We start from the raw sequence: 23,403 nt of genomic DNA, 5'->3' as shown, positions 1-23,403 counted from the left end.
CCTTCGCCTAGATGTCGAAGGAGAGCGTCATCCCGTCATGGGCCGGGACGACATGCTCGGGCGTCTCGGCCGCGACGGTGGCGTAGTCGAGATCGTAATGCATGTTGGTCAGCACGGCGCGCTTCGGCGCGGCACGCGCGATCCAGTCGAGCGTCAGCGCGAGATGGGCATGGCTGGGATGCGGCGCGCGGCGCAGCGCGTCGACGATCAGGCAGTCGAGCCCCTCGAGATGCCGCCAGGCGGCTTCGGGGATCTCGTTGACATCGGGCAGATAGGCCAGCCCCGCGCAGCGAAGGCCCAGCGCCGAGATGTTGCCATGCACGAGGTCGAAGGGCATGAGGCGGATCTCGCCGCCCGCGCCGGTGACACTGATCTCGCCTCCGATCGGGTGCAGGTCGCAGATCGGCGGGTAATCCGAGCCCGGCGGCGTCTCGAAGGCATAGCCGAAACGCGCCATCAGCGCCTCGGTCGTCGGCGCATCGGCCCAGCATTGCAGCCGGGCGCGCATGTTGAAGGCGATCATCCGCAGGTCGTCGATGCCATGCACGTGATCGGCATGGGCATGGGTCCAGACCACGCCGTCGAGCGCGCCGACCTCCGCCGCGAGCATCTGCGCGCGCAGATCGGGCGAGGTGTCGATCAGCACGCGGGTGACGCCGCCCGGCCCGAAACGGCTCAGCAGCAGCGAGCAGCGGCTGCGCGCATTGCGCGGCTCGGCGGGGTCGCAATCGCCCCAGCGATTGCCGAGGCGCGGCACGCCGCCCGAGGAGCCGCAGCCCAGTATCCGCGCCTCCAGCCGGTCGCTCATGCCGGGCTCCAATCCGCGGCCTTGGCAAAGAGCCGGTCGAAGTTCTCGGACGTGCGCGCCGCGAAATCGGGCAGGGACAGGCCGAACAACTCCGCGCCGACCTTGGCCGTATGCGCGGTATAGGCCGGCTCGTTGCGCCGCCCGCGATGCGGAGGCGGCGCAAGATAGGGGCTGTCTGTCTCGACGAGGATCCGGTCGAGCGGGGCATTGCCGAAAATCTCGCGCAGCTCCCCCGAGCGCGGGAAGGCGGCGATGCCCGACATCGAGAGGTAGAAGCCGAGATCGAGCGCCGCGCGGCCCAACGCCGCGGAGGAAGAGAAGCAGTGCATCATGCACTCATACGCACCCGCCGCGTGTTCCTCGGCAAGGATGCGCGCCATGTCGTCATCGGCGTCACGCGCATGGATGATCAGCGGCAGCCCGGTGCGCCGCGCCGCCTCGATATGGATGCGCAGGCTCTCCTGCTGCACGTCCTTGCTCTCGGCAGTGTAGTGGTAATCGAGCCCGGTCTCGCCGATGCCGACCATCTTCGGGTGCTCGGCCAGCGCCACCAGATCCTCGACCGAGGCGAGCGGCTCATCGGCGGCGCTCATCGGGTGGGTGCCCACGGCCCAGAACACCGGGTCATGCGCCTCCGAAATGGCGCGCACGGAGTCGGCGTTCTTGAGCTTGGTGCAGATCGTGACCATCCGGGTCACGCCCGCATCGAGCGCGCGCGCGATCACCGCCTCGCGTTCCTCGGCGAAATCGGGGAAATCGAGGTGACAATGCGCGTCGACGAGCTGGAAATCTTTGGAAGTCATCTGGCCTCAGGCTGCGGCGACACCGGTCGCCATCGCTTCGATCCTCAAGAGCATATCTAGAAGCAGCGCCGAAGGGTCAAGGTTGACCGCCCGCCCGTGCCGCGCGCGGGCCGACAGCTCCTGGCTCAGCTCGGCCACGCGCCGGGCCGCCCGCGCATCGGGTGCCAGCATCGCCAGCAGCCGCGCCTCGCCCTCGGCGCCCTGCATTTCGGGCGCGCCCATCAGCCCGGCGCGCGCGGCGCGGGTGAGCAGCAGGTCGATCAGGTCGAGCATCAGCGCGAAGTGCGCCTCCGCCCCCTTGCCGGCGCAGGCATTGGCCATGGCGATGGCGCGGGGCCGGTCGATATGCGGCAGGCCCGACAGAAGCGCCACCAGCGCGGCATAAAGCGCGCGCCCGTCCGATTGCGCGATCCGCGCGGCCCCGCCCACGGAGCCCGCCGCCAGCACGGAAAGCGCCTCGGGCGCCTCATCCGCGACCCCGGCCTGCGCCAGCGCCTGCGACAGCGCATCAGGGGCGAGCGGGCGAAGCCGCAGCACCCGGCAGCGCGAGCGGATGGTGGGCAGGAGACCGGAAGGCTGATGCGCGATCAGCATCAGCGTGGTGTTGGCGGGCGGCTCCTCCAGCTCCTTGAGAAGCGCGTTGGCCGCCGAGACGTTCATCTCGTCGGCGGCGTCGACGATCACCGCGCGGTGGCCGCCATCGGTCGAGCTGAGATGGAAGAAGCTCTTGAGCTTGCGCATCTCCTCGACCCGGATCTGCGCCGAGAGCCTGTCGCCCTTGTCGTTCGGGCCTCGCTTCAGAACGAAGAGCCGCGGATGCGATCCGGCCCGGATGCGCCGCAGGTCGGGATCGTCATCGGGCATGTCGAGCCCATGGGAGGCGTCCCGCCCCGCCAGCAGATGCGCCGCGATGCGGTAGGCCAGCGTCGCCTTGCCCACGCCCATCGGCCCGGTCAGAAGCCAGCCCGAATGCAGCCGCCCGCCCGCCTGTGCCGCGAGAAACTCGGCCTCGGCCGCCTCCTGCCCGATCAGCCGCCGCGTCTCGCGCGGGTGGGGCAGGCCGGGCAGGCCGGTCGGATCGGGAAGATCCTCGCTCATGGCGCAGAACCGATGCGGGGCAGGGCGATTTCGGCGATCTCGGCGGCGATGGCCTCGGGCGCGCGGTCGCCGTCGATCACGCGAAACCGCTCGGGCGCTGCGGCGGCGAGGGCGAGAAACCCCGCGCGCAGCGTCTGCTGGAAGCCGAGCCCCATCTCCTCGAACCGGTCCTCGCCCGAGCCGCGCGCCAGCCCGCGCGCGAGCGCCTTGGCCGGGTCCATGTCAATGAGAAAGGTCAGCTCCGGCTCCGCGCCGATCATCAGTGCGTGCAGCCGGTCGACCGTCTCGCGCAGGTCGCCGCGCGTGGCGCCCTGATAGACGCGGGTGCTGTCGGCGAAGCGGTCGGTGATGACGGTATGGCCTCGGGCCAGCGCCGGGCGGATGGTCCGCTCCAGATGGTCGCGCCGCGCGGCGGTGAAGAGCAAAAGCTCCGTTTCGGCCGACCAGCGGCCCGGATCGCCGGTGAGCAGGAGCTGCCGGATCTCCTCGGCGCCGGGGCTGCCGCCCGGCTCGCGGGTGAGCTGCGCTTCATGGCCCGCGGCGCGCAGGCGCTCGGCCAGGCACCGGGCCTGCGTCGACTTGCCCGAGCCGTCGATGCCCTCGAAGCTGATGAAGAGACCGGCTGTCACCGGCTCAGGTTTCGTCGGCCGCGGCCGGCTCGGCCTCGGTCTCCACCGGCTCGTCGGCCGGCGTGACCGCCATCGGGTCGAGCCCGGGCAGGGTCAGCCCCTCGGGGCCGAAGCGGTTAAACAGCACCGAGGCCGCGACCTTGACCCGCGGCATGAAGCCGCCGCGCGCCACCGCCGTCTCGGCCACCAGCGGCACCCGCGTCGCGGGCATCCCCTCGCGGGCGATGACCAGCTCGGCCAACTCCTGCCCCGCTTCGATCGGGGCCTCGATCGGGCCCTGATAGACCACCTCGGCCTCGACGTCGTCCCTCGACATGGCGGGCATCAGCAGCGACAGATCCTCGGCCAGCGCCAGCCCGACGCGGCTCTGCTCGCCCATCCAGACCTCGGCCTCCGAGATCCGGGTGCCGGCCTCGCCGATATCGCGCTGGGCGAACTGGCGGAACGACCAGTTGACGATCCGCTCCGCCTCGACCCGGCGCGACTGGGTGCTGTCGAGCCCGGTGATCACGAATATCACCCGCCGGTCGTCCTGCTTGGCCGAGCCCACGAGCCCGTAGCCCGCCTCGGAGGTGTGGCCGGTCTTGAGCCCGTCGGCGCCGATGCCGAGCCCGAGGATCGGGTTGCGGTTCTGGCTGTTGGAGGGCACGCGGCCGTCGAATTCGAATTCCTGCTCGGCGAACATCGGGTAGAAGGTCGGAAAGTCGCGGATCAGCGCGCTGGCGAGGATGCCGAGATCGCGCATCGACATGCGCTGGCGCGGATCGGGCCAGCCATTGGAATTGGCGAAGGTGGAGTTCTCCATGCCCATCTCGCGCGCCCGCTCGGTCATCAGCCGGGCAAAGCCCGCCTCGGTCCCGTCGGGCGAGAGCGCCTCGGCCAGCACGGCGGAGGCATCGTTGCCCGACAGCACGACCACGCCGCGCAGCAGATCCTCGACCCGGACCCGGTCGGTGGTGTCGAGGAACATCGAGGAGCCGCCATAGGAGGCGGCGTGTTCGGAGACGGGCAGGCGCTGGTCGATCGAGAGCCGCCCCGAGGCGATCGCCTCGAAGGCCATGTAGAGCGTCATCAGCTTGGACATCGAGGCGGGCGGCAGCGGCTCGTCGGCGTTCTTGGCCAGAAGCTCGGTCCCGGTGGTGTGATCGAGCACATAGGCGGCGCGGGCCGGGGTGTCGAAGGTCTGGGCATGCGCCACACGGGCCAGCGGGGCCAAGGCCATGAGCGCGGCGGCGGCAAGAAAGACGGCACGGATCATCGAGGTCGCTCCGGTCGGTTGTCGGGCCGCGCGGCGGCGGCCGGAAGGAAGGGGCGGGGGCGGGCCGGTTCCGGTCCGCCTCCCGGATCAGTTTCGCACGAAATAGGCATCCGTGAAGCCCAGCGCCTTGACGCGGGCCAGCGCGGCCTCGCGCGCGGCGGCGGTGTCGGCGGGACCGACCACGACGCGCCAGTAGGTCGCGCCCTGGATCTCGGAGGCGACGACACGCGCGGCCAGCCCCTCCACCTCCATCGCGGTGGCGGTGTTGCGGGCATTGTCCTCGATCGAAAAGATGCCGATCTGGATGAAGGGGCGATCGAGCGCGCTTTGCGGCGCGGGGGGCGATGCCGGGGCGGGGGCCGGTGCGGCCTCGGCGGCGGCGCTTTCGGCGGGCTCCGCCGGCGGCAGCGGCACGGCGGCGATCGGGGTGGGATCGTCGAAATCGGTGGTGGCGCCGGGGGCTTCGGGGGCCTCGCTCTCGTCGCGGCGCAGCGCGGTGACATTGAGCGTCGCCGGCGCGCCGGCGAGCATGCCCAGCGCGCCCGCGGCCTCGGAGCTGACCTGCAGCGCCGGGCCCGGCGCCTCGCGCTCGCGCCGGAACAGCGCGCCGATCACGAAGCGGCCATTGGCCTCGTTGCGGATGACGACCTGGCCGATCTGTTCGACATCGACCTCCGGATAGGCCACCCAGACGCCCCCCAGCGAGGGCCGCCCGTCCCACAGGCCCGGTTCGGTGACCTGGAACACCCCCGGCGCCTCCACGTCGCGCGAGACGATCTCGGTGCGGCGCGCATCGGGCCCCGAGGCGGGTCCGGCATCGCCGCAGGCGCCAAGGGCGCCCAGCGCGCCCAGCAGCATGACGACCGGCCGCGCAGGAATGGTGGCTGGCATATGTGCTCCCTCGATTGCCCCGCTCAGGCCGTTGTCCGGCCCGCTCTTTTGTTTCGGCATGGTGTCGCACATCTCGGCGCGATCCACGACGCGCGGCGAACATATCGGGGGTGGCGATGCATGGAAAGCCGGTAGCGCGACCCGATCCCCGAAAATCGCGTGATCCCGCCTCTTCCCGAATCGCGGCGCAGTGCTTAGGGCAAGCCCGCCGGAGGAGTGGCAGAGTGGTCGATTGCAGCGGTCTTGAAAACCGCCGTGCGTGAGAGCGTACCGTGGGTTCGAATCCCACCTCCTCCGCCAGCATGCCCACCGCCACCCGATCGCCCTGGGGTCAAGGGGTGCGGTGCAAATCCAGCGCCAGCCGCAGATGCCGCTCCATGTCGTCGCACCGCGCCCGCAATGCGGCTTCGTCGATGTCGAGCCCGTCGTACAGCGCCCTCTTGGGCGGGATAGGTCGCGTCCGACAGGCCGATGCGGTTGAGCAAGGGCCGCCTGTTCTTCTCGCAGAGAGCCGGGCCGAAATGCCGCTGGAACTTGCGCAGCAACTTGACCTTGGCCGGAGACAGTCTCCCGTTGCGGTTGGGCGCGCCATGGCCGGTGGACAAGCCGCGTGGCGGCGGGCCAGTCTGCACCGGGCGGGACGATGAGAGGGAAGCGCGGCCATGGCGGGCAGGAGCGGCGGCAGGGCGGCGGGCAACGCGGCGGGGGCGCTCGATCTGCTTCGGATCGAGGTGCTCGCCGCGCGGATCGAGGCTTTCGGCCGGGCCGACCCGGATGCGGGCAACCTGTGGCGCTCGGAAATGGCGGTGGCCGAGGCGGTCGCTTCCGTGGCGCTCGAAGGGCGCCGGGTGACGGAGGCCGATCTGCTGCCGCGCGTGGCCGGGGGCGACACGGGGCGCGGCGATTCCGTTTCGGGCGAGCTGGCGCTGGGGCTGATCCGGGCGCTCAAGGCGCCGGGCGATCCCGTGGCGCAGCCGGTCGAGGCGATGGAGCGGCTCACCCGGCGGATCGGCGGCCTGCCGGAGCCCGGGCGCGAGGGCGCGGCGGAGCGCGGGGCGATGACGCCAGAGGCGCTCGCCCCCGCCCTGGCGGCGCTGCGCCCGGGCGATCCGCCGCTGCTCGCCGCGCTGCGGGTCAGCGCCGCCTTTGCCCATGCCAGCGGCCGGGCCAACCCGATGGTCGAACGGGCGCTGTTCATGGCGGTCGAGGGGGCCTGCCGCCGGGCGGCGCCGGGGCCGGGCGGGGCGGTCGCCTATGAGGAGGACCCGATGCGCGGCCTTTCTGGGCGGGTGGATGCCGATTGGGTCGCCACCCCGGCGCTGGCCCTGTCGGTGGACCGCTACCGCCCCTGGTCGCCGGGCAGCGTGGCGGGCGTCGCCGATCTGCTGGCCGGGCTGGGCACGGTGCTGGGCAGGGAGATCGGCCGGATCGGCCTGGCCCGCGACTGGCTGCGCCGCGCGCGGGCCTGCGGCGAGGGGCGGCACGGGCGCTCGCGGCTCAATGATGCGGCGCAGGCCTTCGCCTCTGCGCCCTGCCTGACCTCGGCGCTGCTTGCCGATCGGATCGGGGTCACGCCGCGCGGGGCGACCAATTTGATCGATGCGCTGGTCGAGGAGGGGCTGCTGCGCGAGATCACCCGGCGCCGCACCGCGCGGATCTGGTCGGTGCCGGGCCTGGCCGAACGGCTCGCCGCCCGGCCGCGCCGCCCTGCCGTGGCCGCCCCGCCTCCGCCCCCCGCGGCAGGCCCCGCACCCGATCCGCAGGCGGGGCGCGCCGCGCTGAACCGGGCCTTCGATGAGCTCGACGCGGCGCTGGGGCGGGCCGATGCGCTGCTGGGCCGGCGCGGCCGCGGATAGGCGGCAGGCCGGTTCGCGCCGAATGATGCCGCGACAAGGCTTTCCTTCTCGCGCGGCTACCCATATCGATGGGCAGCCGTGACCAACTAGGACCGATTATGACCGTTGCGCCGACGACCGAAGTAAGCCGCCTCCTGCGGGAGGATTTCGACAGCGTTCTCGATGCCTGGTTCGCGACCCAGAAGCGCGAGGGCGTGCGCCGCCCCGACCTCTTCTCCGACCGCGAGAGCCGCCGCCAGCTGGCCGACCTGCTGCGCGCCTTTTCCGAGGCTCTGGCCCGGATCGACCTCGACGCGCCGGTCGACATCGAGGCGGAGATCTGGTCCGATCTGCGGCTGGCGCTGTCGGAGATCACGCTGGTGCGCACCGAGCGCGGCGTGGCCCCGTGGGAGATGACCGCCTTCGTCCTCGCGCTCAAGCAGCCGGTGTTCGAGATGCTGCAGAAGCGGCTCACCGGCACGCCCGAGCAGCTGTTGCAGGAGGCCGCGAATTTCGGGCGGATCGTCGATGCCTTCGCGATGCATATCAACGAGTATTTCATCGCCGAGCGCGACGAGATCATAGAGCGCCAGCGCGCCGAGATGATGGAGCTGTCGACCCCGGTGGTGCAGCTGTGGGAGCGGGTGCTGACCATTCCGCTGATCGGCACGCTCGATTCGATGCGCGCGCAGGAGGTGATGGAAAACCTGCTGAACGCCATCGTCGAGCACTCCGCCGAGGTGGTGATCGTCGACATCACCGGCGTGCGGGTCGTCGACACCCAGGTCGCCCAGCACCTGCTGCGCACCGCCGCCGCGGTGCGGCTGATGGGGGCAGAGGCGATCATCTCGGGCATCTCGCCCAAGATCGCCCAGACCATGGTCGAGCTCGGCGTCGATGTGGGCGAGGTGACGACCCGCCCGACCATCCGCGCCGCGCTCGACGAGGCGTTCCGCCGCGTCGGCTTCCGCATCGGCCGGGTCGAGGACACCCGTGTCTGAGGCGGCCTCGATCTACACGGTCGACAAGGTGCTGCTGGTCGCGATCCGCGACAACATCACCGACACCGACATCATCAACCTGCAGGAGGATCTCTCCGAGCGGATCGTGAACGAGGCCGCGCGCGGCGTGGTGATCGACATCGCGGCGCTGGAGATCGTCGATACCTTCGTCGGGCGGATCCTGGCGCAGCTCTCCTCGATCTCGCGGCTGCTGGCGGCCGAGACCTACATCGTCGGCATGCGCCCGGCGGTGGCGATGACATTGGTCGAGCTCGGCATGGACCTGCCCGGCTCCAAGACGGCGCTGTCGCTCAGCCATGCCTTGCGGAGCCTGAAGGCCAAGGGGCTGGCGTGAGCGCCCCGCCGGCTCGGCCGGCGGCCAGCGTCGAGCTGCGGCAGGAGCGCGACATCGCCGCGGCGCGGATCGCCGTGTCGAAGGCGATGGATGCGATGGGCGCACGGGCGTTGCGCAAGACCCGCTTCGTCACCGCGGTGAGCGAGATCGCCCGCAACGCGCTCGACCATGGCGGCGGCGGGGTGATCGAGATCCATCGGCTTGAGCGTCCCTTGCGGATCATGATCCGCTGCCGCGACGAGGGCCCCGGCATCGCCGATATCGACCGCGCGATGACCGACGGCTTCTCGACCGCGCGCAGCATGGGCAAGGGGCTGGGCGGCGCGCGGCGGCTGGTCGAGGCGTTCCGCATCGAAAGCCGGCCCGGCGTCGGAACCACGATCGAGATGGAGGCCAGGCCATGAGACATGTCGTCGATATCTCCGACCCCAGCGCCGTGGCCGAGGCGCGCCGCCTGGCGCGCAACCTCGCCCAGACGGCGGCGCTGCCCGACACGCGCGCCGAGGCGCTGGCCATCGTGGTCACCGAGATGGCCACCAATCTGCTGCGCCACGCCCGCGCAGGCCAGCTTCTGCTGCAGATCCAGCCCGGCAAGGGGCCGCATGTCTCGGTCGCCGCGATCGATGCCGGGCCGGGCATCCCCGATGTCGATCTCGCGCTTTCGGACGGTTTCTCGACCGGGTCGAGCGCGGGCGGGGGCCTGGGCGCGATGCGGCGGCTGGCCGACAGCTTCGAGATCCGCTCGACCCCGGGGCAGGGCACGGTGACGGTCTGCGGCTTCGGCGCGGCCCCGGTGCTCGCCGGGGTCGAGGTCGGCGCCTATCTGATGAACTACCCCGGCGACCGCGCCTGCGGCGACGGGCTCCTGGTGCGCGACGTCTCGGGGCGGGTCGATCTTTTCGCGGTCGACGGGCTGGGGCATGGCGCGCGCGCCGAGGCGGCGGCGGCGGAGGCGATCGAGGGGCTCGAGGCGCTGCGCGGCGAGGACCCCGCGCGCACCCTGTCCGAGCTTTCGGCCCGGCTTGCGGGCAGCCGCGGCTCGGTGGCGGCGCTGGCGCAGATCGAGGCGGCGGACGGGCGGTTGCGGCTGGCCGGGATCGGCAATATCGCGGCGCTGCTGGTCCAGCCCAATGGCCAGGTGAAGCGGCTGATCAGCCGCGAGGGCCGGCTTGGCGGCGCGGTGCGCACGCCCCCCGTCGAGGAGGCGGTGATACGGCCCGGCGACGTGCTGATCCTGCACAGCGACGGGCTCTCGACGCTGCGCAGCCATGCCGAGCTGCCGTCCACCGCCGGTCACAGCTGCGCGATGATCGCGGCGCAGTTCATGCGCGACCGCAGCAAGGGCCGCGACGATTGCTGCGTGATCGTGGCCCGGCTCGCGCGCGAGGAGGCGGCATGAGGCTGACCACGCTGAAGATCGAGGCCGACGAGGATATCGTGCGGCTGCGGATGGTCGGCCAGGAGGTGGCGCGCCACTGCGGCTTTGCCAAATTCGCCGAAACCCGCATCGTCACGGCGCTTCTGGAGCTGGGGCGCAACATCGTCCAGCATGGCGGCGGCGGGCGGATGACGCTTTCGCTGGAGCCGCGGGCGGGCGCGCTCGAACTGGTGGTCGAGGCGATCGACCAGGGGCCGGGCATCCCCGATCTCGAGGCGCGGCTCGGCGGCGCGGCGCCGCTGCCGGGTGCCGCGCGCAGGCCGGGGCTGGGGCTTGGCCTGCGCGGCGTGCAGCGCATCGCAGACAGGCTCGATATCGAGAGCGGCGCCGAGGGCACGCGGATCCGGGCCGGCTTCGACACCGGCCTTCCCGCCGCCGGGACCGCGCAGACCGCCGCCGCCATCGGCGAGGCGCTGGCGGCGCTGCGCCGGGCCGATCCGGCGGCGATGCTGGCGCAGCAGAACCGCGACCTGCTCGATGCCATCGAGGAGCGCGACCTGCTGATGGCCGAGGTGCATCACCGCACCAAGAACAACCTCGCGCTGGTGACCGGCCTGATGCGGCTGTCGCGCTCGGCGGCCGCGAGCGACGAGACGAAGAAGGTCCTGCGCGATCTCGAATTGCGGGTGAAGGCGATCACCGCGATCCACGACCAGCTGCAGCGCGCCGCCGCCGCCGACAGCGCGGCGTTGCTGCCCTTGCTGCGCGACGTGGCCGAGCAGACGCGACAGGCCTTCTCCACCTCGGACCAGGAGATCGAGATCGTGGTCGAGGGGGATGCGCTGCACCTCACCGGCAGCGCGGTGACCGATCTCGCTCTCGCGGCGGGGGAGCTTCTGACCAATGCCTGCAAGCACGCCTTTGCCGGGCGCGCGCGCGGGCGGCTGGAGCTGCGCCTGAGGCGCGCCGACGGGATGCTGACGCTGACCGTGGCCGATGATGGCTGCGGCCTCGCGCCGGGGATGGAGCGGCCCGAGCGCTCGGAATCGCTCGGCTGGCGCATGATCCGCACCATGGTCCAGAAGCATGCCGGTTTCATTCGCACCGAGAACCGCGAGGAGGGCGGGGGGCTCAGCGTCGAGCTGGGCTTCGACGAGGCGCAGCTCGGGCTGGTCGATCCCTGAGGTTTACGGCCTCACCTGACACGAAAATGGCGGCGGCCCGAGGGAGGAGCGCCGCCGCCATATGTGTCGGATGGGCGAGGGAGGAGAACCATCCTGCCGCTCAACATCGGCCAGGGGAAAAAGATCCCCCGCCTGCGCGATAATCGCTCAGGCGCGCCGCGCGGCCTGCGTGGCGATCTCTTCGATCATCCCGCGGCTGATGCCCAGATCGGTCAGTTCGCGGTCATTGAGGGCCGAAAGCTCGCGGCGGGTGACGCGGTAGGCGCGCAGCTGCGCGCGGCGGCCGGTGACGGCGGCGACGAGGCGCGACAGGAAGGAGGCGGGGCGGGCGGTCTGGTTGGTGCTGATGCTGGTCATGATCTGCGGTCCTCGGGGCTGGTCGGGCGGCGCATGGGCCGCTTGGGGGCGGGCGCCGTCATCGGCCCCGTTGACCCCATCTGGCCCTCCCGGCGCCCGGCGACCACCGCCATCCGCGCCGCAGCGCCCTGCAGCAAATGCATGGTGATCGCCTCCCTGTTGCATGCGGCCCGAACCGCTTCGGGGCAGGATTGAGCGGCAAGGCCCGGCGTGGATTCGGGGCCTGCCACAGCGCTCGTCAGGATGGCGGGGCGATCGAGCCCGCCTCGACGATCTCGAAATCGCCCAGATGCTGGGTTTTCGGCAGCGCCCGCCCCTCGATCGCGCCGATCAGCGCCGCCGCCAGCGGCTCCCAGCTTTGCGCAAGCGCCGAGCGGGTGCCCGAGCTTGGCGGCACCGCCAGAAGATCCTCTCCCGGCAGCATGTCGTCATGCACCACGACCGAGACATCCTGCGGCACTTTCAGGCCCAGCATCGAGAGCGCGGTGTATATCCCCTTGGCGATCAGCATGTTCCCGGCGATCAGCGCGCTGGGCCGCGCCCCTTCGGGGCCCATCAGCCGCAGCGTGGCAAGCGCGCCGAGGCTTTCGGTCATCTGCCCGTGCTCGTGCAGGGCCGGATCGGGCTCGACCCCGGCCTCGCGCAGGGCGCGCTCCCAGCCCAGCCGCCTTTGCGCGACATAGCACATGTCTTCGCGGCCATTGATGAAGCCGATCCGGCGATGCCCGGCGCGCAGCAGCATCTGCGTCAGCGCCCGGCCCACGGCGAGGTTGTCGATGTCGTAGAATGGGTAGTCGGGCGCGGGGCCGTCGCGCCCATGCATCACCAGCGGCACGCCGCGCCCCTGCAGATAGGCCACGCGCGGATCGTCATGTTCGGGCTCGATCAGCACGAAACCGTCGAGCGAGCCCCCATCGATCAGGCGGCGATGCACCGCCACGACATCTTCGCCCTCATCGGCGGCATGCAGCACGAAGAGCCGCCCATGGCGCGAGAAGGCGCTCGACAGCCCGCGCATCATCTGCACGAACATGCTGTCGCGCGGGGTCCTGTCCTGCGGCGGCAGCACCAGCCCGACGATGCCAGAGCGCCCCGAGGCCAGCCGGCGCGCCGAGAGATTCGGCCGGTAATCCAGCGCCTTGGCCGCATCGCGCGCGCGCTGCTTGGTCTCGGCGCTGACATCGTCGTGATCGTTGAGCGCGCGGCTGACCTGCGTGACCGAAAGCCCCGTGAGTGCTGCGATGTCCTTGAGTGTCGCCGACATGTTTCGTCCTCGGATCTGCTGCCGCACCTTGCCAATCCGAAACGCTTCGGGCAACCCTGACCGCGAGCCGACGGCACTTCAGGCATGAAAAGGACAGGATATGAGCAAGGCGAATTGGTGGAAGGGTGCGGTGATCTACCAGATCTATCCGCGCTCCTATCAGGACGGCAATGGCGACGGCATCGGCGACCTCAAGGGGATCACCGAGCGGCTGCCGCATATCGCCGAGTTGGGCGCCGACGCGGTCTGGCTGTCGCCGATCTTCACCTCGCCCATGGCCGACATGGGCTACGACGTGTCGAACTACACCGATATCGACCCGACCTTCGGCACGCTCGACGATTTCGACGCCATGGTCGCGCGCGCCCATGAGCTCGGGCTCAAGGTGATGATCGACCAGGTGCTGTCGCATTCCTCCGACAAGCACCCCTTCTTCGAGGAAAGCCGCCAGAGCCGCGACAACCCCAAAGCCGACTGGTATGTCTGGGCCGACCCCAAGCATGACGGCTCCGCGCCCAACAACTGGCAGGCCATCTTCGGCGGCATCGCTTGGGAATGGGAGCCGCGGCGGCGGCAGTACTACTTCCACAACTTCCTGAAGGAGCAGCCCGACTTCAACTTCCACAACCCCGAAGTGCAGGAATGGCTCCTGGGCACGATGCGCTTCTGGCTCGATCGCGGCGTCGACGGCTTCCGCCTCGACACGGTGAACTTCTACTTCCACGACAAGCATCTGCGCGACGATCCGGCCGATTTCCGGCTCGACGGGACCCCGGCGATCAAGCCCTACGAGATGCAGTACCACATCTTCTCGAAGAACCAGCCCGAGAACATCGGCTTCCTCGAAAAGATGCGCAAGCTGATGGACGAATATGACGACCGGACGCTGGTGGGCGAGGTGGGCGAAAGCCATCATCCGATCGAGATCATGGGCGAATACACCTCGGCCAACCGGCTGCACATGGCCTACAGCTTCGAGATGCTGGGCCCGAACTTCACCGCCGAGCATTTCCGCCACCAGATCGACCAGTTCTTCAAACTCGCCCCGAGGGGCTGGCCCTGCTGGGCATTGTCGAACCACGACGTGCCGCGCCATGTGAGCCGCTGGGCGGAGCATGGCGATCAGGACGCGGTGGCCAGGCTCGCCGCGGCGATGCTGCTGTCGATGGAGGGCTCGATCTGCCTCTACCAGGGCGAGGAGCTGGGCCAGACCGAGACCGAGCTGGAGTTCGAGGAGCTGACCGATCCGCAGGGCATCAACTTCTGGCCCGAGGACAAGGGGCGCGATGGCTGCCGCACGCCGATGGTCTGGGAAGCCTCGGCGCCGAATGCCGGCTTTTCCGACAGCAACGCGCCATGGCTGCCGGTCAAGGCGCCGCAGGCCGCGCGCGCGGTCGACACGCAGGCGGGCGCCGATGGCTCCGTCCTCGAAACCTACCGCGCGCTCCTGAAGCTGCGCCGCGAGACGCCGGACCTGCGGACGGGCCGGACCATGTTCGTCGAAACCGATGAGCCGGTGCTGGCCTTCCATCGCGGCGAGAACACCGTCTGCGCCTTCAATCTCTCGGCCACGCCGCAGGAGATCGGGATCGACGGTATCGCGCAGACGCTCTTCGCGCTCTCGGCCGAGGCGGCCGATGGCCGGGTCCGGCTTGGCCCCAATGGCGCGCTGATCGCCCGGCTGGGCTGACGACAGGGCCGCGCGGGGCCGTGACGTCCCGCGCGGCACCCGGCGCGATCCGTCTTTCTGCTGTCAGGCAAAGCTGGTAGGAGCCGTGCATCGGCTCAAAGGATCGGCTCGGATGACATCAAGGGATTTTGCGCGCACCGGCGTGCCGGGGCTCGACAACGTGCTGGCGGGAGGGCTGACCCGCCGCCATGTCTTTCTCGTCGAGGGCGCACCCGGCACCGGCAAGACCACGACCGCCCTGCGCTTCCTGCTCGAAGGCGCGGAGCAGGGCGAGACCTGCCTCTACATCACCCTGTCGGAGACCGAAGAGGAGTTGCGCGACAGCGCCGCCTCGCATGGCTGGACGCTCGGCCCGGAGATCTCCGTCTTCGAGGTGGTCCCGGCCGAGAGCCTGCTCGATGCCGACCAGCAGCAGAGCCTGCTCTATTCCTCGGATCTCGAACTGGGCGAGGCGACGCGGCAGATCTTCGCGGCCTTCGAGCGCGTGCGCCCGCAGCGCGTGGTGATCGACAGCCTCTCCGAGATCCGCCTGCTGGCGCAGGGCTCGCTGCGCTATCGCCGCCAGATCCTTGCCATGAAGCATTATTTCGCCCGGCAGGACGCGACCGTCATGATGCTCGACGATCTGACGGCCGAGATGCGCGACCGCACGGTGCACAGCGTCGTGCACGGGGTGGTCAAGCTTGAGGAGCTGGCGCCCGATTACGGTGCCGAGCGCCGCCGGCTGCGCGTCACCAAGTATCGCGGCCAGCGCTACCGCGGCGGCTTTCACGACTTCGCCATCAAGACCGGCGGCATCGAGGTGTTTCCGCGGCTCGTGGCGCTGGAGCACCGCACCGGCTATGACCGCAGCCCGCAATCGAGCGGGCTGGAGGCGTTCGACCGTCTGCTCGGCGGCGGCATAGATCGCGGATCGAGCACGCTGGTGCTCGGCCCCGCCGGCACCGGCAAGAGCCTCGTGGCGCTGCAATTCGCCTGCGCGGCCATCGCGCGCGGCGAGAAGGCGGCGCTGTTCTGCTTCGACGAGGAGCTGGGCCTGCTGGAGGCGCGCTTTTTGAAGATGGGCATGGATATCGCCGCCCTGCGCAGGAGCGGCGCGCTGCTGGTCGAGCAGGTCGACGCGGCCGAGATGTCGCCCGGCGAGTTCGCCCAAAGGGTGCGCGACAGCGTCACCCATGACGGCGTGCACACGGTGATCATCGACAGCATGAACGGCTACAAGGCCGCGATGCCGCAGGAAAACGCGCTCGTGCTGCATATCCACGAGCTGCTGCAGTTTCTCAACCGGCAGGGCACGAGCACCTATCTGACCGTGGCGCAGCACGGGCTGGTCGGCGACATGCAATCGCCGTTCGACGTCACCTACATCGCCGACACGGTCATTTTGCTGCGCTATTTCGAGGCCTTGGGCAAGGTGCGCCGGGCGGTCTCGGTGATCAAGAAGCGCACCGGCCCGCATGAGGACACGATCCGCGAATTTCGCATCTCGCAGGCGGGGCTCGAACTGGGCGACCCGCTGCACGGGTTCCAGGGCGTCCTGCGCGGCGTGCCGGATTTCGTCGGGTCGAGCGAGCCCCTGATGGAGGTCCGCAAGGATGACCTGCCCCGGTGACGCGCCGGCGCTGATCTTCATGCCCGGCGGGCGCGATGCGCGTCTCGCCGCCACGCTGCTGTCGGAGATCGGCCAGCCCGCCGAGATCTGCCCCGATCTCGACCGTTTCGTCGGCGCGCTGGATGCGGATGCCGCCTTCGGCATCCTGACCGAGGAGGCGGTGCGCCATGCCGATCTCGGCCCGCTCGCGGCGGCGGTCGCGGCGCAGCCGAGCTGGTCGGCGCTGCCCTTCGTCGTGCTGACCCGCCATGGCGGCGGGCCCGAGCGCAACCCCGAAGCCGCGCGGCTGTCGGAGCTTCTCGGCAACGTCACCTTTCTCGAACGGCCCTTTCACGCCACGACCTTCGCCAGCGTCGCGCGCGCGGCGCGGCGCGGACGCGAGCGGCAGTTCGAGACCCGCGCCGCCGTCGAGCGGCTGCGCCGCAGCGAGGACACGCTGCGCAGCGCGCTTTCCGCCGGGCGGCTGGGCATGTGGCAGCTTCACCCCGAAACGAAGCTGCTCACCGTCACGCCCATGATGCGCGAGATCTTCGGGCGCAGCGAGGGCGAGCCCTTCGGCTACGAGGATTTTCTGGCGAGCCTGCATCCCGAGGACAGGCCCGGGGTGATCGGCACCGTCGAGGCGGCGATCGGCGGCAGCGGCGAGTATCGCGCCGAGTTCCGGCACATCCGCCCCGATGGCAGCCTGCGCTGGGCCGAGGCCACGGCGCGGATCGAGCGGGAGCCGGACGGCGCGGTGCGGCTCGTCGGGCTGACCGCCGATGTCACCGCCCGCAAGAGCGCCGAAGCCAGCCAGCGCGAACAGACCGAGGATCTCGAACGCCGCGTCGCCGCGCGCACCGCCGAGCTGGAGCAGGCCCATGCCCGCATGCTCGACGAGATCCGGCAGCGCGAGCGCACCGAGGGACAGCTGCTGCAAAGCCAGAAGATGGAGGCGATCGGCCAGCTGACCGGTGGCGTGGCGCATGATTTCAACAACCTGCTGATGGCGGTGCTGGGCAATCTCGACCTGCTGTCGCGCCATGTCGGCGAGGATGCGCGCGCAACCCGGCTGATCGATGGCGCGATCCAGGGCGCGCAGCGCGGCGCGGCGCTGACCCAGCGGCTTCTGGCCTTTGCGCGCCGCCAGGAGCTCAAGGTCGAGCCGCGCGACCTGGCCGAGCTGGTGCGCGGCTCCGAGGAGCTGTTGCGCCGCTCGGTCGGGGACGACATCGAGCTGAGCTTCGATCTGCCCGAAGGCCTGCCCTCGGCCCAGGTCGACGGCACCCAGTTCGACCTCGCCCTTCTCAATCTCGCGGTGAACGCGCGCGACGCGATGCCCGATGGCGGCCGGCTCGCCATCGCGGTCGATCTGGCCGAAGCCGCGGGGGAGGGCGATCTGGCCCAAGGCGCCTATCTGCGGCTTTCGGTCAGCGACACCGGGACCGGCATGGACGCCGCGACGCTCGAGCAGGCGACGCAGCCCTTCTTCTCGACCAAGGAGCTGGGCAAGGGCACCGGGCTCGGCCTGTCGATGATCCACGGTCTCGCCCAGCAGCTTCACGGCGCGCTGCGCCTGTCGAGCCGGCCCGGCGCGGGCACGCGGGCCGAGCTGTGGCTGCCCGCCGCCGAAATGCCCGCCGCGGCACGCGCCGCGCCCGCTGTCGCCGCCACGCATCGGCAGGGCGGCGCCTTGCGCATTCTTTTCGTCGACGACGACGCGCTGATCGCGATGAGCAGCGTCGATCTGCTGGAGGATCTGGGGCATCACGTCATCCAGGCGAGCTCCGGGCCGCAGGCGCTCTCGGTGCTCGAAGGCGACGCGCCGATCGACCTGATGATCACCGATTACTCGATGCCGCGCATGAATGGCGGCGAGCTGTCGCGCCGCGCGCGCGAGCTGCGCCCCGGCCTGCCGATCCTGCTGGCCACCGGCTATGCCGAGCTGCCCGAGGGCGCCTCGCTCGACCTGCCGCGCCTCGCCAAGCCCTACATGCAGCGCCAGCTGGCCGAGGAGATCGCCCGGCTCGGCCTGTGAGGATATCCCGCCATCGCCCGGCGCCCCATTGTCATCGCCCCATGGCTTGCGTTCGCCCTTTGTGCTAGGGATCGGAAAAACCACGTAGAACAAGGGCCGGGGCGCAGGGCAGTCGCGATCGGCGGATGGGGGCACATGCGAGTCATCGGTATCGATCCGGGTTTGCGCAATCTCGGCTGGGGCGTGATCGAAAGCACCGGCGCGCGGTTGCGCCATATTGCCAACGGCACCTGCCATTCCGAGGGCGACGATCTGGCCGAGCGGCTCTTGTCGCTGGCGCACCAGCTGCGCGCGGTGATCGCCGAACATGGCCCCCAGGCGGCCGCGGTGGAGCATGTCTTCGTCAACTCCGACGGGGCGGGGACGCTCAAGCTCGGCCAGGCGCGCGGCATCGCGCTGATGATCCCGGCCGAGGCGGGGCTGGCGGTGGGCGAATACATGCCCTCGACCATCAAGAAGGCCGTGGTCGGCAACGGCGCCGCCGCCAAGGCGCAGGTGCAGCACATGGTGAAGCTGCAACTTCCGGGCGTGAAGCTCGACAGCGCCGACGCCGCCGACGCGCTCGCCATCGCGATCTGCCATGCGCATCACCTGCAATCGGCGGGCCATTTCGCCGCCGCCGTCGCGCGGGCCGAGGCGGGGAGGGCGCGCGCATGATCGGACGCATCGCCGGACGGCTCGAATACCGCGCCGCCGATCACGTGCTGATCGACGTGCGCGGCGTGGGCTACGTGGTCTATGTCTCCGACCGGGTGCTGGCGCAGCTGCCCGGTCCGGGCGAGGCGGTGGCGCTCTATACCGAGCTTCTGGTGCGCGAGGACATCCTGCAACTCTTCGGCTTTCCGACGCTGGTGGAGAAGGAGTGGCACCGGCTGCTGCTCACGGTGCAGGGGATCGGCGCCAAGGCGTCGCTCGCCATTCTCGGCGCGCTGGGCGCGGACGGGCTGAGCCGCGCCATCGCCATCTCCGACTGGTCGGCGGTGGCGCGCGCCAAGGGGGTCGGCCCCAAGACGGCGCAGCGCGTGGTCAATGAGCTCAAGGACAAGGCGCCCTCGATCATGGCGATGGGCGCGCAGCCCGCGGCGATGCCGGGCCATGAGGCCGATGCGGTGATCGACGACGCGCCCGCCGATGCGCCCGCGCCGAAACCCGCGAAGAAGGCCGCGAAGAAGAAGGACGAGGGCAACGCCGCGGCGCAGGCCGAGGCGCTCTCGGCGCTGGGCAATCTCGGCTATGGGCTGTCCGAGGCCGCCGCCGCCGTGGCCGAAACCGCGCATGAGGACCCGAAGGCCGACACGGCAATGCTGATCCGCGCCGCGCTGCGCAAGCTCGCGCCCAAGGAGCGGTGAGTTGCCGCGCCCACTTACACCGCGCCCGCCCGATGCTTAGGACGATGAGATGACCGACGCCCCCGATCCCGCGCTGCGCCCCGAGCGGCTTCCCGAGGACCACGACCGCGCCCTGCGCCCGCAGGGGCTTTCGGAGTTCATCGGACAGGCCGAGGCGCGCGCCAATCTGCGCATCTTCATCGAAAGCGCCCGCAAGCGCGGCGAGGCGATGGATCACACGCTGTTCCACGGCCCGCCGGGGCTGGGCAAGACGACGCTGGCGCAGATCATTTCGCGCGAGCTTGGGGTGGGGTTTCGCATGACCTCGGGCCCGGTGCTCGCCAAGGCGGGCGATCTCGCGGCGATCCTCACCAATCTCGAACCGCGCGACGTGCTCTTCATCGACGAGATCCACCGGCTCAACCCCGCCGTGGAAGAGGTGCTCTACCCGGCGCTCGAGGATTACGCGCTCGATCTGGTGATCGGGGAGGGGCCCGCCGCGCGCACCGTGCGGATCGAGCTGCAGCCCTTCACGCTCGTGGGTGCCACGACCCGGCTCGGCCTGCTGACCACGCCGCTGCGCGACCGCTTCGGCATCCCGACGCGGCTGCAATTCTACACCGTGGACGAGCTGCACGAGATCGTTACCCGCAACGCCCGTCTGCTGGGCACCCCCGCCGATGACGAGGGCGCGCGCGAGATCGCGCGGCGCGCTCGCGGCACGCCGCGCATCGCCGGGCGGCTGTTGCGCCGGGTCGTCGATTTCGCGGTGGTCGAGGGCGACGGCCGGGTGACGCAGGAGCTGGCCGACAACGCGCTGACGCGCCTCGGCGTCGACGATCTGGGGCTCGACGGGGCCGACCGGCGCTACCTTCGGCTCATCGCCGAGGCCTATGGCGGCGGCCCGGTGGGGATCGAGACGCTTTCGGCCGCGCTGTCGGAGAGCCGCGACGCGCTGGAGGAGGTGATCGAGCCCTTTTTGCTGCAACAGGGGCTGATCCAGCGCACGCCGCGCGGCCGGATGCTTGCCCATGCCGCGTGGCGGCATCTGGGGCTGGCGGTGCCGCGCGGCCCCGGCGACAGCCAGGGCATGCTGTTCGACTGAGGCGCCCGGCTGGACGCGCGGGGCGCGGGGGCGTATCCCCGCCCGTGAAACAGGAGGACCGGTCATGCTGGATGCGAAAGCCGTCGAGGCGATGTTCACCCGTGGCGATGGCGGCTACATGTGCGCCCGCTGGGGCCGGCCGATCGCGCCGGTCGTCTTCGGGGTCGAGGACGAGACGCTCGACGTGATGAAATCGGCGCTGCAGGCGCTGTGCAAGCTCGCCGATCACGACATGGCCGAGACCGATCCCGAGCTTGGCGTGAACCTGCTCGTCTTCTTCTGCCGCGAATGGGACGAGCTTTCCGCCGTCCCCGATCTCGACAAGCTGGTGCCGGGCCTGCCGGACCTCCTTGCCAAGCTGGAGGCGGGCGACGCGAGCCAGTACCGCGCCTTTCGTTTCGAGCCCGACGGCGCGATCCGGGCGGGGATCGTGTTCTTGCGGATGAAGGGCGAGGCGCTCGAAACCCCGGCGGATGTGCTGGCGCTGAGCCAGGCGGTGTTGTCGATGCTGACATGGTCCGAAAGCGCCTTCGACGAAACCTCGCCGCTGGCCTCGGCGCCCGACGGCACGGTGGTGCTCAAGCCCGAGATCGCGGCGCTCATCCGCGCGGCCTATGACCCGGTCCTGCCCGCCGCCTCCGACGATCCGGCGACAGTGCTGCGGCTGGCCGCGCGGATGGGCCAATGAGCCACCGCTTCGAGATCCGCGTCTATTACGAGGACACCGATCTCGCCGGGATCGTCTATTACGCCAATTACCTGAAATTCATCGAGCGGGCGCGCACCGAATGGGTGCGCGGGCTCGGGATCGACCAGTCGCGGCTCAAATCCGAGACCGGGATCGTCTTCGCGGTGCGGCGTCTCGAAGCGGATTACCTGACGCCCGCGCGCTTCGACGACCTGCTGACGGTCGAAACGCGGCTGGTGGAGATCGGCGGCGCACGGATCACGCTCGAGCAGGCGGTGCGCCGCGGCGAAACCGCCTGTTTCGGCGCGCGGGTGCAGCTCGTGGCCCTGTCCGACACGGGCCGGCCCGCGCGGCTGCCTGCAGAGCTGCGCGAGGTGCTGGCGCGCGGTTGAGGCCGCGGCGACGCTTGCGCGAAGTTTCGCCGAAACCGGGCGTCTCGGGCGGCGGGGGCCTGTCGGCTGTCACGCCTCCGTGCGAAGCGCGAAGTGGATTTCGCCGACCGGATCGGTTAAGGCCGCTTGAGGCGGCCCGCGAGAGGCCGCGCGTGCGACACCAAAGAGCAGGCAGATGGATCACGTAGCAGACTTTTCGATGTGGGCGCTCTTCGCCCGCGCGACGATCACCGTCAAACTCGTCATGATCGCGCTGATCCTGGCCTCGATCTGGTGCTGGGCCGTGATCGTGGACAAGCTGATCCAGTACCGTGCCGCGCGCGCTGAGGCGGCGCGCTTCGACCGCGCCTTCTGGTCGGGCGAGCCGCTCGACCAGCTCTTCGACGAGATCGGCGCCGATCCGCGCGGCGCCTCGCAGCGCATCTTCGTCGCCGGCATGACCGAATGGCGCCGCTCGCACCGCCAGGATGGCGGGCTGATCGCGGGCGCGCAGGCGCGGATCGACCGCGGCATGGACGTGGCCATCGCCAAGGAGGCCTCGCGGCTCCAGCGCGGCCTGCCGGTGCTTGCCACCACCGGCTCCACCGCGCCCTTCGTCGGCCTGTTCGGCACCGTCTTCGGCATCATGAACGCCTTCATCGAGATCGCCGAGGCGCAGAACACCAATCTCGCCGTCGTCGCCCCCGGCATCGCCGAGGCGCTGCTCGCCACGGGCCTGGGCCTTCTGGCCGCGATCCCGGCGGTGATCTTCTACAACAAGCTTTCGGCCGATGCCGACCGGCTGATCGGCGGCTACGAGGCCTTCGCCGACGAATTCTCGACCATCCTGTCGCGCCAGCTGGACAGCTGAGATGGGCGCGGGTGTCATGAAATCGGGCGGTGGCGGCAGCAGGCGCGGGCGGCGGCGCAGCCGCGCGCAGCCGATGGCCGAGATCAACATCACGCCCTTCGTCGACGTGATGCTGGTGCTCTTGATCATCTTCATGGTCGCGGCGCCGCTGATGACCGTCGGCGTGCCGGTGGAGCTGCCGCAGACCGCCGCCTCGGCGCTGCCCTCCGACGAGGAAGAGCCGCTCACCGTCACCGTCACCGCCGAGGGCGCGCTGATGATCCAGACCACCGAGGTGCCGCAGGGCGAGCTGATCACCCGGCTGCAGGCCATCGCCGCCGAGCGCACGAGCAACCGCATCTTCCTGCGCGCCGACGGGGCCAATGCCTGGAACCGCGTCGCCGAGGTGATGGGCGCGCTTAACGCGGGCGGTTTCTCGAATATCGGGCTGGTCACGGATGTGGGCGGCTCGGATTTCGGGGCGGGCGCGCCGACCGCGCTGCCCTCGGGCGGCTGAGGGCCTGATGTCATGAGCGCGGGGGGCTACATCTCGGGCATCGGCCATGCCGGCCTGCTCATCTGGCTCGTCATGGGCTGGGGGCTCGACAGCGAGCCTCTGGAATTCGACGTGGCCCCCGTCTCGGTCGTGTCGGGCGAGGAATACGCGGCCCTTGTCGCCGCCACCTCGCCGCAGCCGCAGACCGAGGTGCCGCCCGCGCCCGAGACGCCCGTGACCGAACAGACCCCGCCCGCGCCCGACGCGGCGCAGGACGCGCCCGCCGAAGCGGCCCCGCCGCCGCCCGCACCCGAGGCCCCGGCCGAGGAGACCCCGCCGCCGCCCGCGCCCGAGCCCTTGCCCGAGCCGCCCGCCGAGGCGATCG

25 protein-coding genes, 1 tRNA gene and 1 pseudogene are annotated in these 23,403 nt (G+C 70.7%); 18 read left to right on the top strand and 9 right to left on the bottom strand.

The features are described from left to right. Positions 1-7: 7 nt before the first annotated feature. The 6 genes from CJ301_RS03320 to CJ301_RS03295 all read right to left on the bottom strand — a co-directional run bounded on the left by CJ301_RS03320 (position 8) and on the right by CJ301_RS03295 (position 5,487). Positions 8-808 carry an MBL fold metallo-hydrolase gene (locus CJ301_RS03320; protein ID WP_099274269.1) on the bottom strand — a complete coding sequence of 267 codons (801 nt, stop codon included), beginning with the start codon at positions 806-808 and terminating at the stop codon, positions 8-10. After that, complete coding sequence (locus CJ301_RS03315; protein ID WP_099274267.1) at positions 805-1,611, bottom strand: TatD family hydrolase; 807 nt, start codon at positions 1,609-1,611, stop codon at positions 805-807. Before CJ301_RS03315 ends, CJ301_RS03320 begins: the two co-directional genes overlap by 4 nt. Before the next feature lie 6 nt (positions 1,612-1,617). Next, on the bottom strand, positions 1,618-2,709 hold the full coding sequence (locus CJ301_RS03310) for a DNA polymerase III subunit delta' (protein ID WP_099274265.1): 1,092 nt from the start codon (positions 2,707-2,709) through the stop codon (positions 1,618-1,620). Beyond that, positions 2,706-3,338: a dTMP kinase gene (tmk, locus tag CJ301_RS03305; protein ID WP_099274263.1), complete on the bottom strand. Its 633-nt coding sequence runs from the start codon at positions 3,336-3,338 to the stop codon at positions 2,706-2,708. The genes CJ301_RS03310 and tmk overlap by 4 nt, the downstream gene beginning before the upstream one ends. A gap of 4 nt (positions 3,339-3,342) precedes the next feature. Then, complete coding sequence (locus CJ301_RS03300) at positions 3,343-4,596, bottom strand: D-alanyl-D-alanine carboxypeptidase family protein (RefSeq protein ID WP_254050057.1); 1,254 nt, start codon at positions 4,594-4,596, stop codon at positions 3,343-3,345. Between the two features lie 87 nt (positions 4,597-4,683). Then, entirely contained in the window at positions 4,684-5,487 is an 804-nt protein-coding gene (locus tag CJ301_RS03295; RefSeq protein ID WP_099274260.1) for an SPOR domain-containing protein, read from the bottom strand. Positions 5,488-5,697: 210 nt separating this feature from the next. Here CJ301_RS03295 and CJ301_RS03290 point away from each other — a divergent pair. From CJ301_RS03290 to CJ301_RS03260, 7 genes are all read left to right on the top strand, one after another. Next, positions 5,698-5,787 (top strand) — tRNA-Ser (locus CJ301_RS03290). Positions 5,788-6,149: 362 nt separating this feature from the next. Then, entirely contained in the window at positions 6,150-7,343 is a 1,194-nt protein-coding gene (locus CJ301_RS03285) for a hypothetical protein (RefSeq protein WP_099274258.1), read from the top strand. Positions 7,344-7,441: 98 nt separating this feature from the next. Next, on the top strand, positions 7,442-8,323 hold the full coding sequence (locus CJ301_RS03280; protein ID WP_099274257.1) for an STAS domain-containing protein: 882 nt from the start codon (positions 7,442-7,444) through the stop codon (positions 8,321-8,323). After that, positions 8,316-8,678 (top strand): STAS domain-containing protein, encoded by a 363-nt coding sequence (locus CJ301_RS03275; RefSeq protein ID WP_099274256.1) that lies wholly within the window; start codon positions 8,316-8,318, stop codon positions 8,676-8,678. The genes CJ301_RS03280 and CJ301_RS03275 overlap by 8 nt, the downstream gene beginning before the upstream one ends. After that, positions 8,675-9,082 (top strand): ATP-binding protein, encoded by a 408-nt coding sequence (locus CJ301_RS03270; RefSeq protein ID WP_099274254.1) that lies wholly within the window; start codon positions 8,675-8,677, stop codon positions 9,080-9,082. Before CJ301_RS03275 ends, CJ301_RS03270 begins: the two co-directional genes overlap by 4 nt. Continuing rightward, positions 9,079-10,077, top strand: coding sequence for a SpoIIE family protein phosphatase (locus CJ301_RS03265; protein WP_099274252.1), 999 nt, complete (start codon positions 9,079-9,081; stop codon positions 10,075-10,077). The genes CJ301_RS03270 and CJ301_RS03265 overlap by 4 nt, the downstream gene beginning before the upstream one ends. Continuing rightward, complete coding sequence (locus CJ301_RS03260) at positions 10,074-11,240, top strand: sensor histidine kinase (protein WP_099274250.1); 1,167 nt, start codon at positions 10,074-10,076, stop codon at positions 11,238-11,240. Before CJ301_RS03265 ends, CJ301_RS03260 begins: the two co-directional genes overlap by 4 nt. 147 nt (positions 11,241-11,387) lie before the next feature. Here the strand turns inward: CJ301_RS03260 and CJ301_RS03255 are convergent, their stop codons facing one another. The 3 genes from CJ301_RS03255 to CJ301_RS03250 all read right to left on the bottom strand — a co-directional run bounded on the left by CJ301_RS03255 (position 11,388) and on the right by CJ301_RS03250 (position 12,861). Continuing rightward, entirely contained in the window at positions 11,388-11,597 is a 210-nt protein-coding gene (locus CJ301_RS03255; RefSeq protein WP_099274248.1) for a DUF1127 domain-containing protein, read from the bottom strand. Next, positions 11,594-11,740 carry a hypothetical protein gene (locus tag CJ301_RS18585; protein ID WP_162620403.1) on the bottom strand — a complete coding sequence of 49 codons (147 nt, stop codon included), beginning with the start codon at positions 11,738-11,740 and terminating at the stop codon, positions 11,594-11,596. Before CJ301_RS18585 ends, CJ301_RS03255 begins: the two co-directional genes overlap by 4 nt. 95 nt (positions 11,741-11,835) lie before the next feature. Beyond that, positions 11,836-12,861, bottom strand: coding sequence for a substrate-binding domain-containing protein (locus tag CJ301_RS03250; RefSeq protein ID WP_099274246.1), 1,026 nt, complete (start codon positions 12,859-12,861; stop codon positions 11,836-11,838). A 100-nt stretch (positions 12,862-12,961) separates the two neighbouring features. Between CJ301_RS03250 and CJ301_RS03245 the strand changes: the two genes are divergently transcribed. The 11 genes and pseudogenes from CJ301_RS03245 to CJ301_RS18580 form a co-directional block, all read left to right on the top strand. Beyond that, on the top strand, positions 12,962-14,551 hold the full coding sequence (locus CJ301_RS03245; RefSeq protein WP_099274244.1) for an alpha-amylase family glycosyl hydrolase: 1,590 nt from the start codon (positions 12,962-12,964) through the stop codon (positions 14,549-14,551). A gap of 112 nt (positions 14,552-14,663) precedes the next feature. Then, the gene (locus CJ301_RS03240; RefSeq protein ID WP_099274242.1) at positions 14,664-16,163 is read left to right on the top strand and encodes an ATPase domain-containing protein; all 1,500 of its coding nucleotides are present in this window, start codon (positions 14,664-14,666) and stop codon (positions 16,161-16,163) included. Beyond that, positions 16,147-18,180: a hybrid sensor histidine kinase/response regulator gene (locus tag CJ301_RS03235; RefSeq protein ID WP_099274240.1), complete on the top strand. Its 2,034-nt coding sequence runs from the start codon at positions 16,147-16,149 to the stop codon at positions 18,178-18,180. The genes CJ301_RS03240 and CJ301_RS03235 overlap by 17 nt, the downstream gene beginning before the upstream one ends. Positions 18,181-18,315: 135 nt before the next feature. Next, positions 18,316-18,837, top strand: coding sequence for a crossover junction endodeoxyribonuclease RuvC (gene ruvC / locus CJ301_RS03230; protein ID WP_099274238.1), 522 nt, complete (start codon positions 18,316-18,318; stop codon positions 18,835-18,837). Continuing rightward, entirely contained in the window at positions 18,834-19,529 is a 696-nt protein-coding gene (gene ruvA / locus CJ301_RS03225; protein WP_099274236.1) for a Holliday junction branch migration protein RuvA, read from the top strand. Before ruvC ends, ruvA begins: the two co-directional genes overlap by 4 nt. A 49-nt stretch (positions 19,530-19,578) precedes the next feature. Beyond that, positions 19,579-20,613 carry a Holliday junction branch migration DNA helicase RuvB gene (ruvB, locus tag CJ301_RS03220; RefSeq protein WP_099274234.1) on the top strand — a complete coding sequence of 345 codons (1,035 nt, stop codon included), beginning with the start codon at positions 19,579-19,581 and terminating at the stop codon, positions 20,611-20,613. Positions 20,614-20,677: 64 nt separating this feature from the next. Further along, entirely contained in the window at positions 20,678-21,301 is a 624-nt protein-coding gene (locus CJ301_RS03215) for a hypothetical protein (protein ID WP_099274232.1), read from the top strand. After that, positions 21,298-21,693, top strand: a complete 396-nt coding sequence (gene ybgC, locus CJ301_RS03210; RefSeq protein ID WP_099274230.1) for a tol-pal system-associated acyl-CoA thioesterase — start codon at positions 21,298-21,300, stop codon at positions 21,691-21,693. Before CJ301_RS03215 ends, ybgC begins: the two co-directional genes overlap by 4 nt. Before the next feature lie 175 nt (positions 21,694-21,868). Beyond that, a complete protein-coding gene (tolQ, locus tag CJ301_RS03205) occupies positions 21,869-22,543 on the top strand; it encodes a protein TolQ (RefSeq protein WP_173812317.1) in 675 nt (224 codons plus the stop codon). A 1-nt stretch (position 22,544) separates the two neighbouring features. After that, positions 22,545-23,039, top strand: a complete 495-nt coding sequence (locus CJ301_RS03200) for an ExbD/TolR family protein (RefSeq protein WP_099274225.1) — start codon at positions 22,545-22,547, stop codon at positions 23,037-23,039. A gap of 12 nt (positions 23,040-23,051) precedes the next feature. Further along, positions 23,052-23,403: pseudogene (locus CJ301_RS18580) on the top strand (hypothetical protein); the annotation flags it as partial.

The sequence above is a fragment of the Limimaricola cinnabarinus genome, assembly GCF_002723615.1.
Taxonomy (GTDB): Bacteria; Pseudomonadota; Alphaproteobacteria; order Rhodobacterales; family Rhodobacteraceae; genus Limimaricola; species Limimaricola cinnabarinus_B.
Note: the sequence above shows the minus strand (reverse complement) of the source record. Positions and strands in the feature narration are given on the sequence as shown.

Bases quoted from the DNA above. Each gene is read 5' to 3' on its own strand.
- CJ301_RS03320 (WP_099274269.1), bottom strand. From the start codon at position 808: ATGAGCGACCGGCTGGAGGCGCGGATACTGGGCTGCGGCTCCTCGGGC.
- CJ301_RS03315 (WP_099274267.1), bottom strand. From the start codon at position 1,611: ATGACTTCCAAAGATTTCCAGCTCGTCGACGCGCATTGTCACCTCGAT.
- CJ301_RS03310 (WP_099274265.1), bottom strand. From the start codon at position 2,709: ATGAGCGAGGATCTTCCCGATCCGACCGGCCTGCCCGGCCTGCCCCAC.
- CJ301_RS03300 (WP_254050057.1), bottom strand. From the start codon at position 4,596: ATGATCCGTGCCGTCTTTCTTGCCGCCGCCGCGCTCATGGCCTTGGCC.
- CJ301_RS03295 (WP_099274260.1), bottom strand. From the start codon at position 5,487: ATGCCAGCCACCATTCCTGCGCGGCCGGTCGTCATGCTGCTGGGCGCG.
- CJ301_RS03285 (WP_099274258.1), top strand. From the start codon at position 6,150: ATGGCGGGCAGGAGCGGCGGCAGGGCGGCGGGCAACGCGGCGGGGGCG.
- CJ301_RS03280 (WP_099274257.1), top strand. From the start codon at position 7,442: ATGACCGTTGCGCCGACGACCGAAGTAAGCCGCCTCCTGCGGGAGGAT.
- CJ301_RS03265 (WP_099274252.1), top strand. From the start codon at position 9,079: ATGAGACATGTCGTCGATATCTCCGACCCCAGCGCCGTGGCCGAGGCG.
- CJ301_RS03260 (WP_099274250.1), top strand. From the start codon at position 10,074: ATGAGGCTGACCACGCTGAAGATCGAGGCCGACGAGGATATCGTGCGG.
- CJ301_RS03255 (WP_099274248.1), bottom strand. From the start codon at position 11,597: ATGACCAGCATCAGCACCAACCAGACCGCCCGCCCCGCCTCCTTCCTG.
- CJ301_RS18585 (WP_162620403.1), bottom strand. From the start codon at position 11,740: ATGCATTTGCTGCAGGGCGCTGCGGCGCGGATGGCGGTGGTCGCCGGG.
- CJ301_RS03250 (WP_099274246.1), bottom strand. From the start codon at position 12,861: ATGTCGGCGACACTCAAGGACATCGCAGCACTCACGGGGCTTTCGGTC.
- CJ301_RS03245 (WP_099274244.1), top strand. From the start codon at position 12,962: ATGAGCAAGGCGAATTGGTGGAAGGGTGCGGTGATCTACCAGATCTAT.
- CJ301_RS03240 (WP_099274242.1), top strand. From the start codon at position 14,664: ATGACATCAAGGGATTTTGCGCGCACCGGCGTGCCGGGGCTCGACAAC.
- CJ301_RS03235 (WP_099274240.1), top strand. From the start codon at position 16,147: ATGACCTGCCCCGGTGACGCGCCGGCGCTGATCTTCATGCCCGGCGGG.
- ruvC (WP_099274238.1), top strand. From the start codon at position 18,316: ATGCGAGTCATCGGTATCGATCCGGGTTTGCGCAATCTCGGCTGGGGC.
- ruvA (WP_099274236.1), top strand. From the start codon at position 18,834: ATGATCGGACGCATCGCCGGACGGCTCGAATACCGCGCCGCCGATCAC.
- ruvB (WP_099274234.1), top strand. From the start codon at position 19,579: ATGACCGACGCCCCCGATCCCGCGCTGCGCCCCGAGCGGCTTCCCGAG.
- CJ301_RS03215 (WP_099274232.1), top strand. From the start codon at position 20,678: ATGCTGGATGCGAAAGCCGTCGAGGCGATGTTCACCCGTGGCGATGGC.
- ybgC (WP_099274230.1), top strand. From the start codon at position 21,298: ATGAGCCACCGCTTCGAGATCCGCGTCTATTACGAGGACACCGATCTC.
- tolQ (WP_173812317.1), top strand. From the start codon at position 21,869: ATGGATCACGTAGCAGACTTTTCGATGTGGGCGCTCTTCGCCCGCGCG.
- CJ301_RS03200 (WP_099274225.1), top strand. From the start codon at position 22,545: ATGGGCGCGGGTGTCATGAAATCGGGCGGTGGCGGCAGCAGGCGCGGG.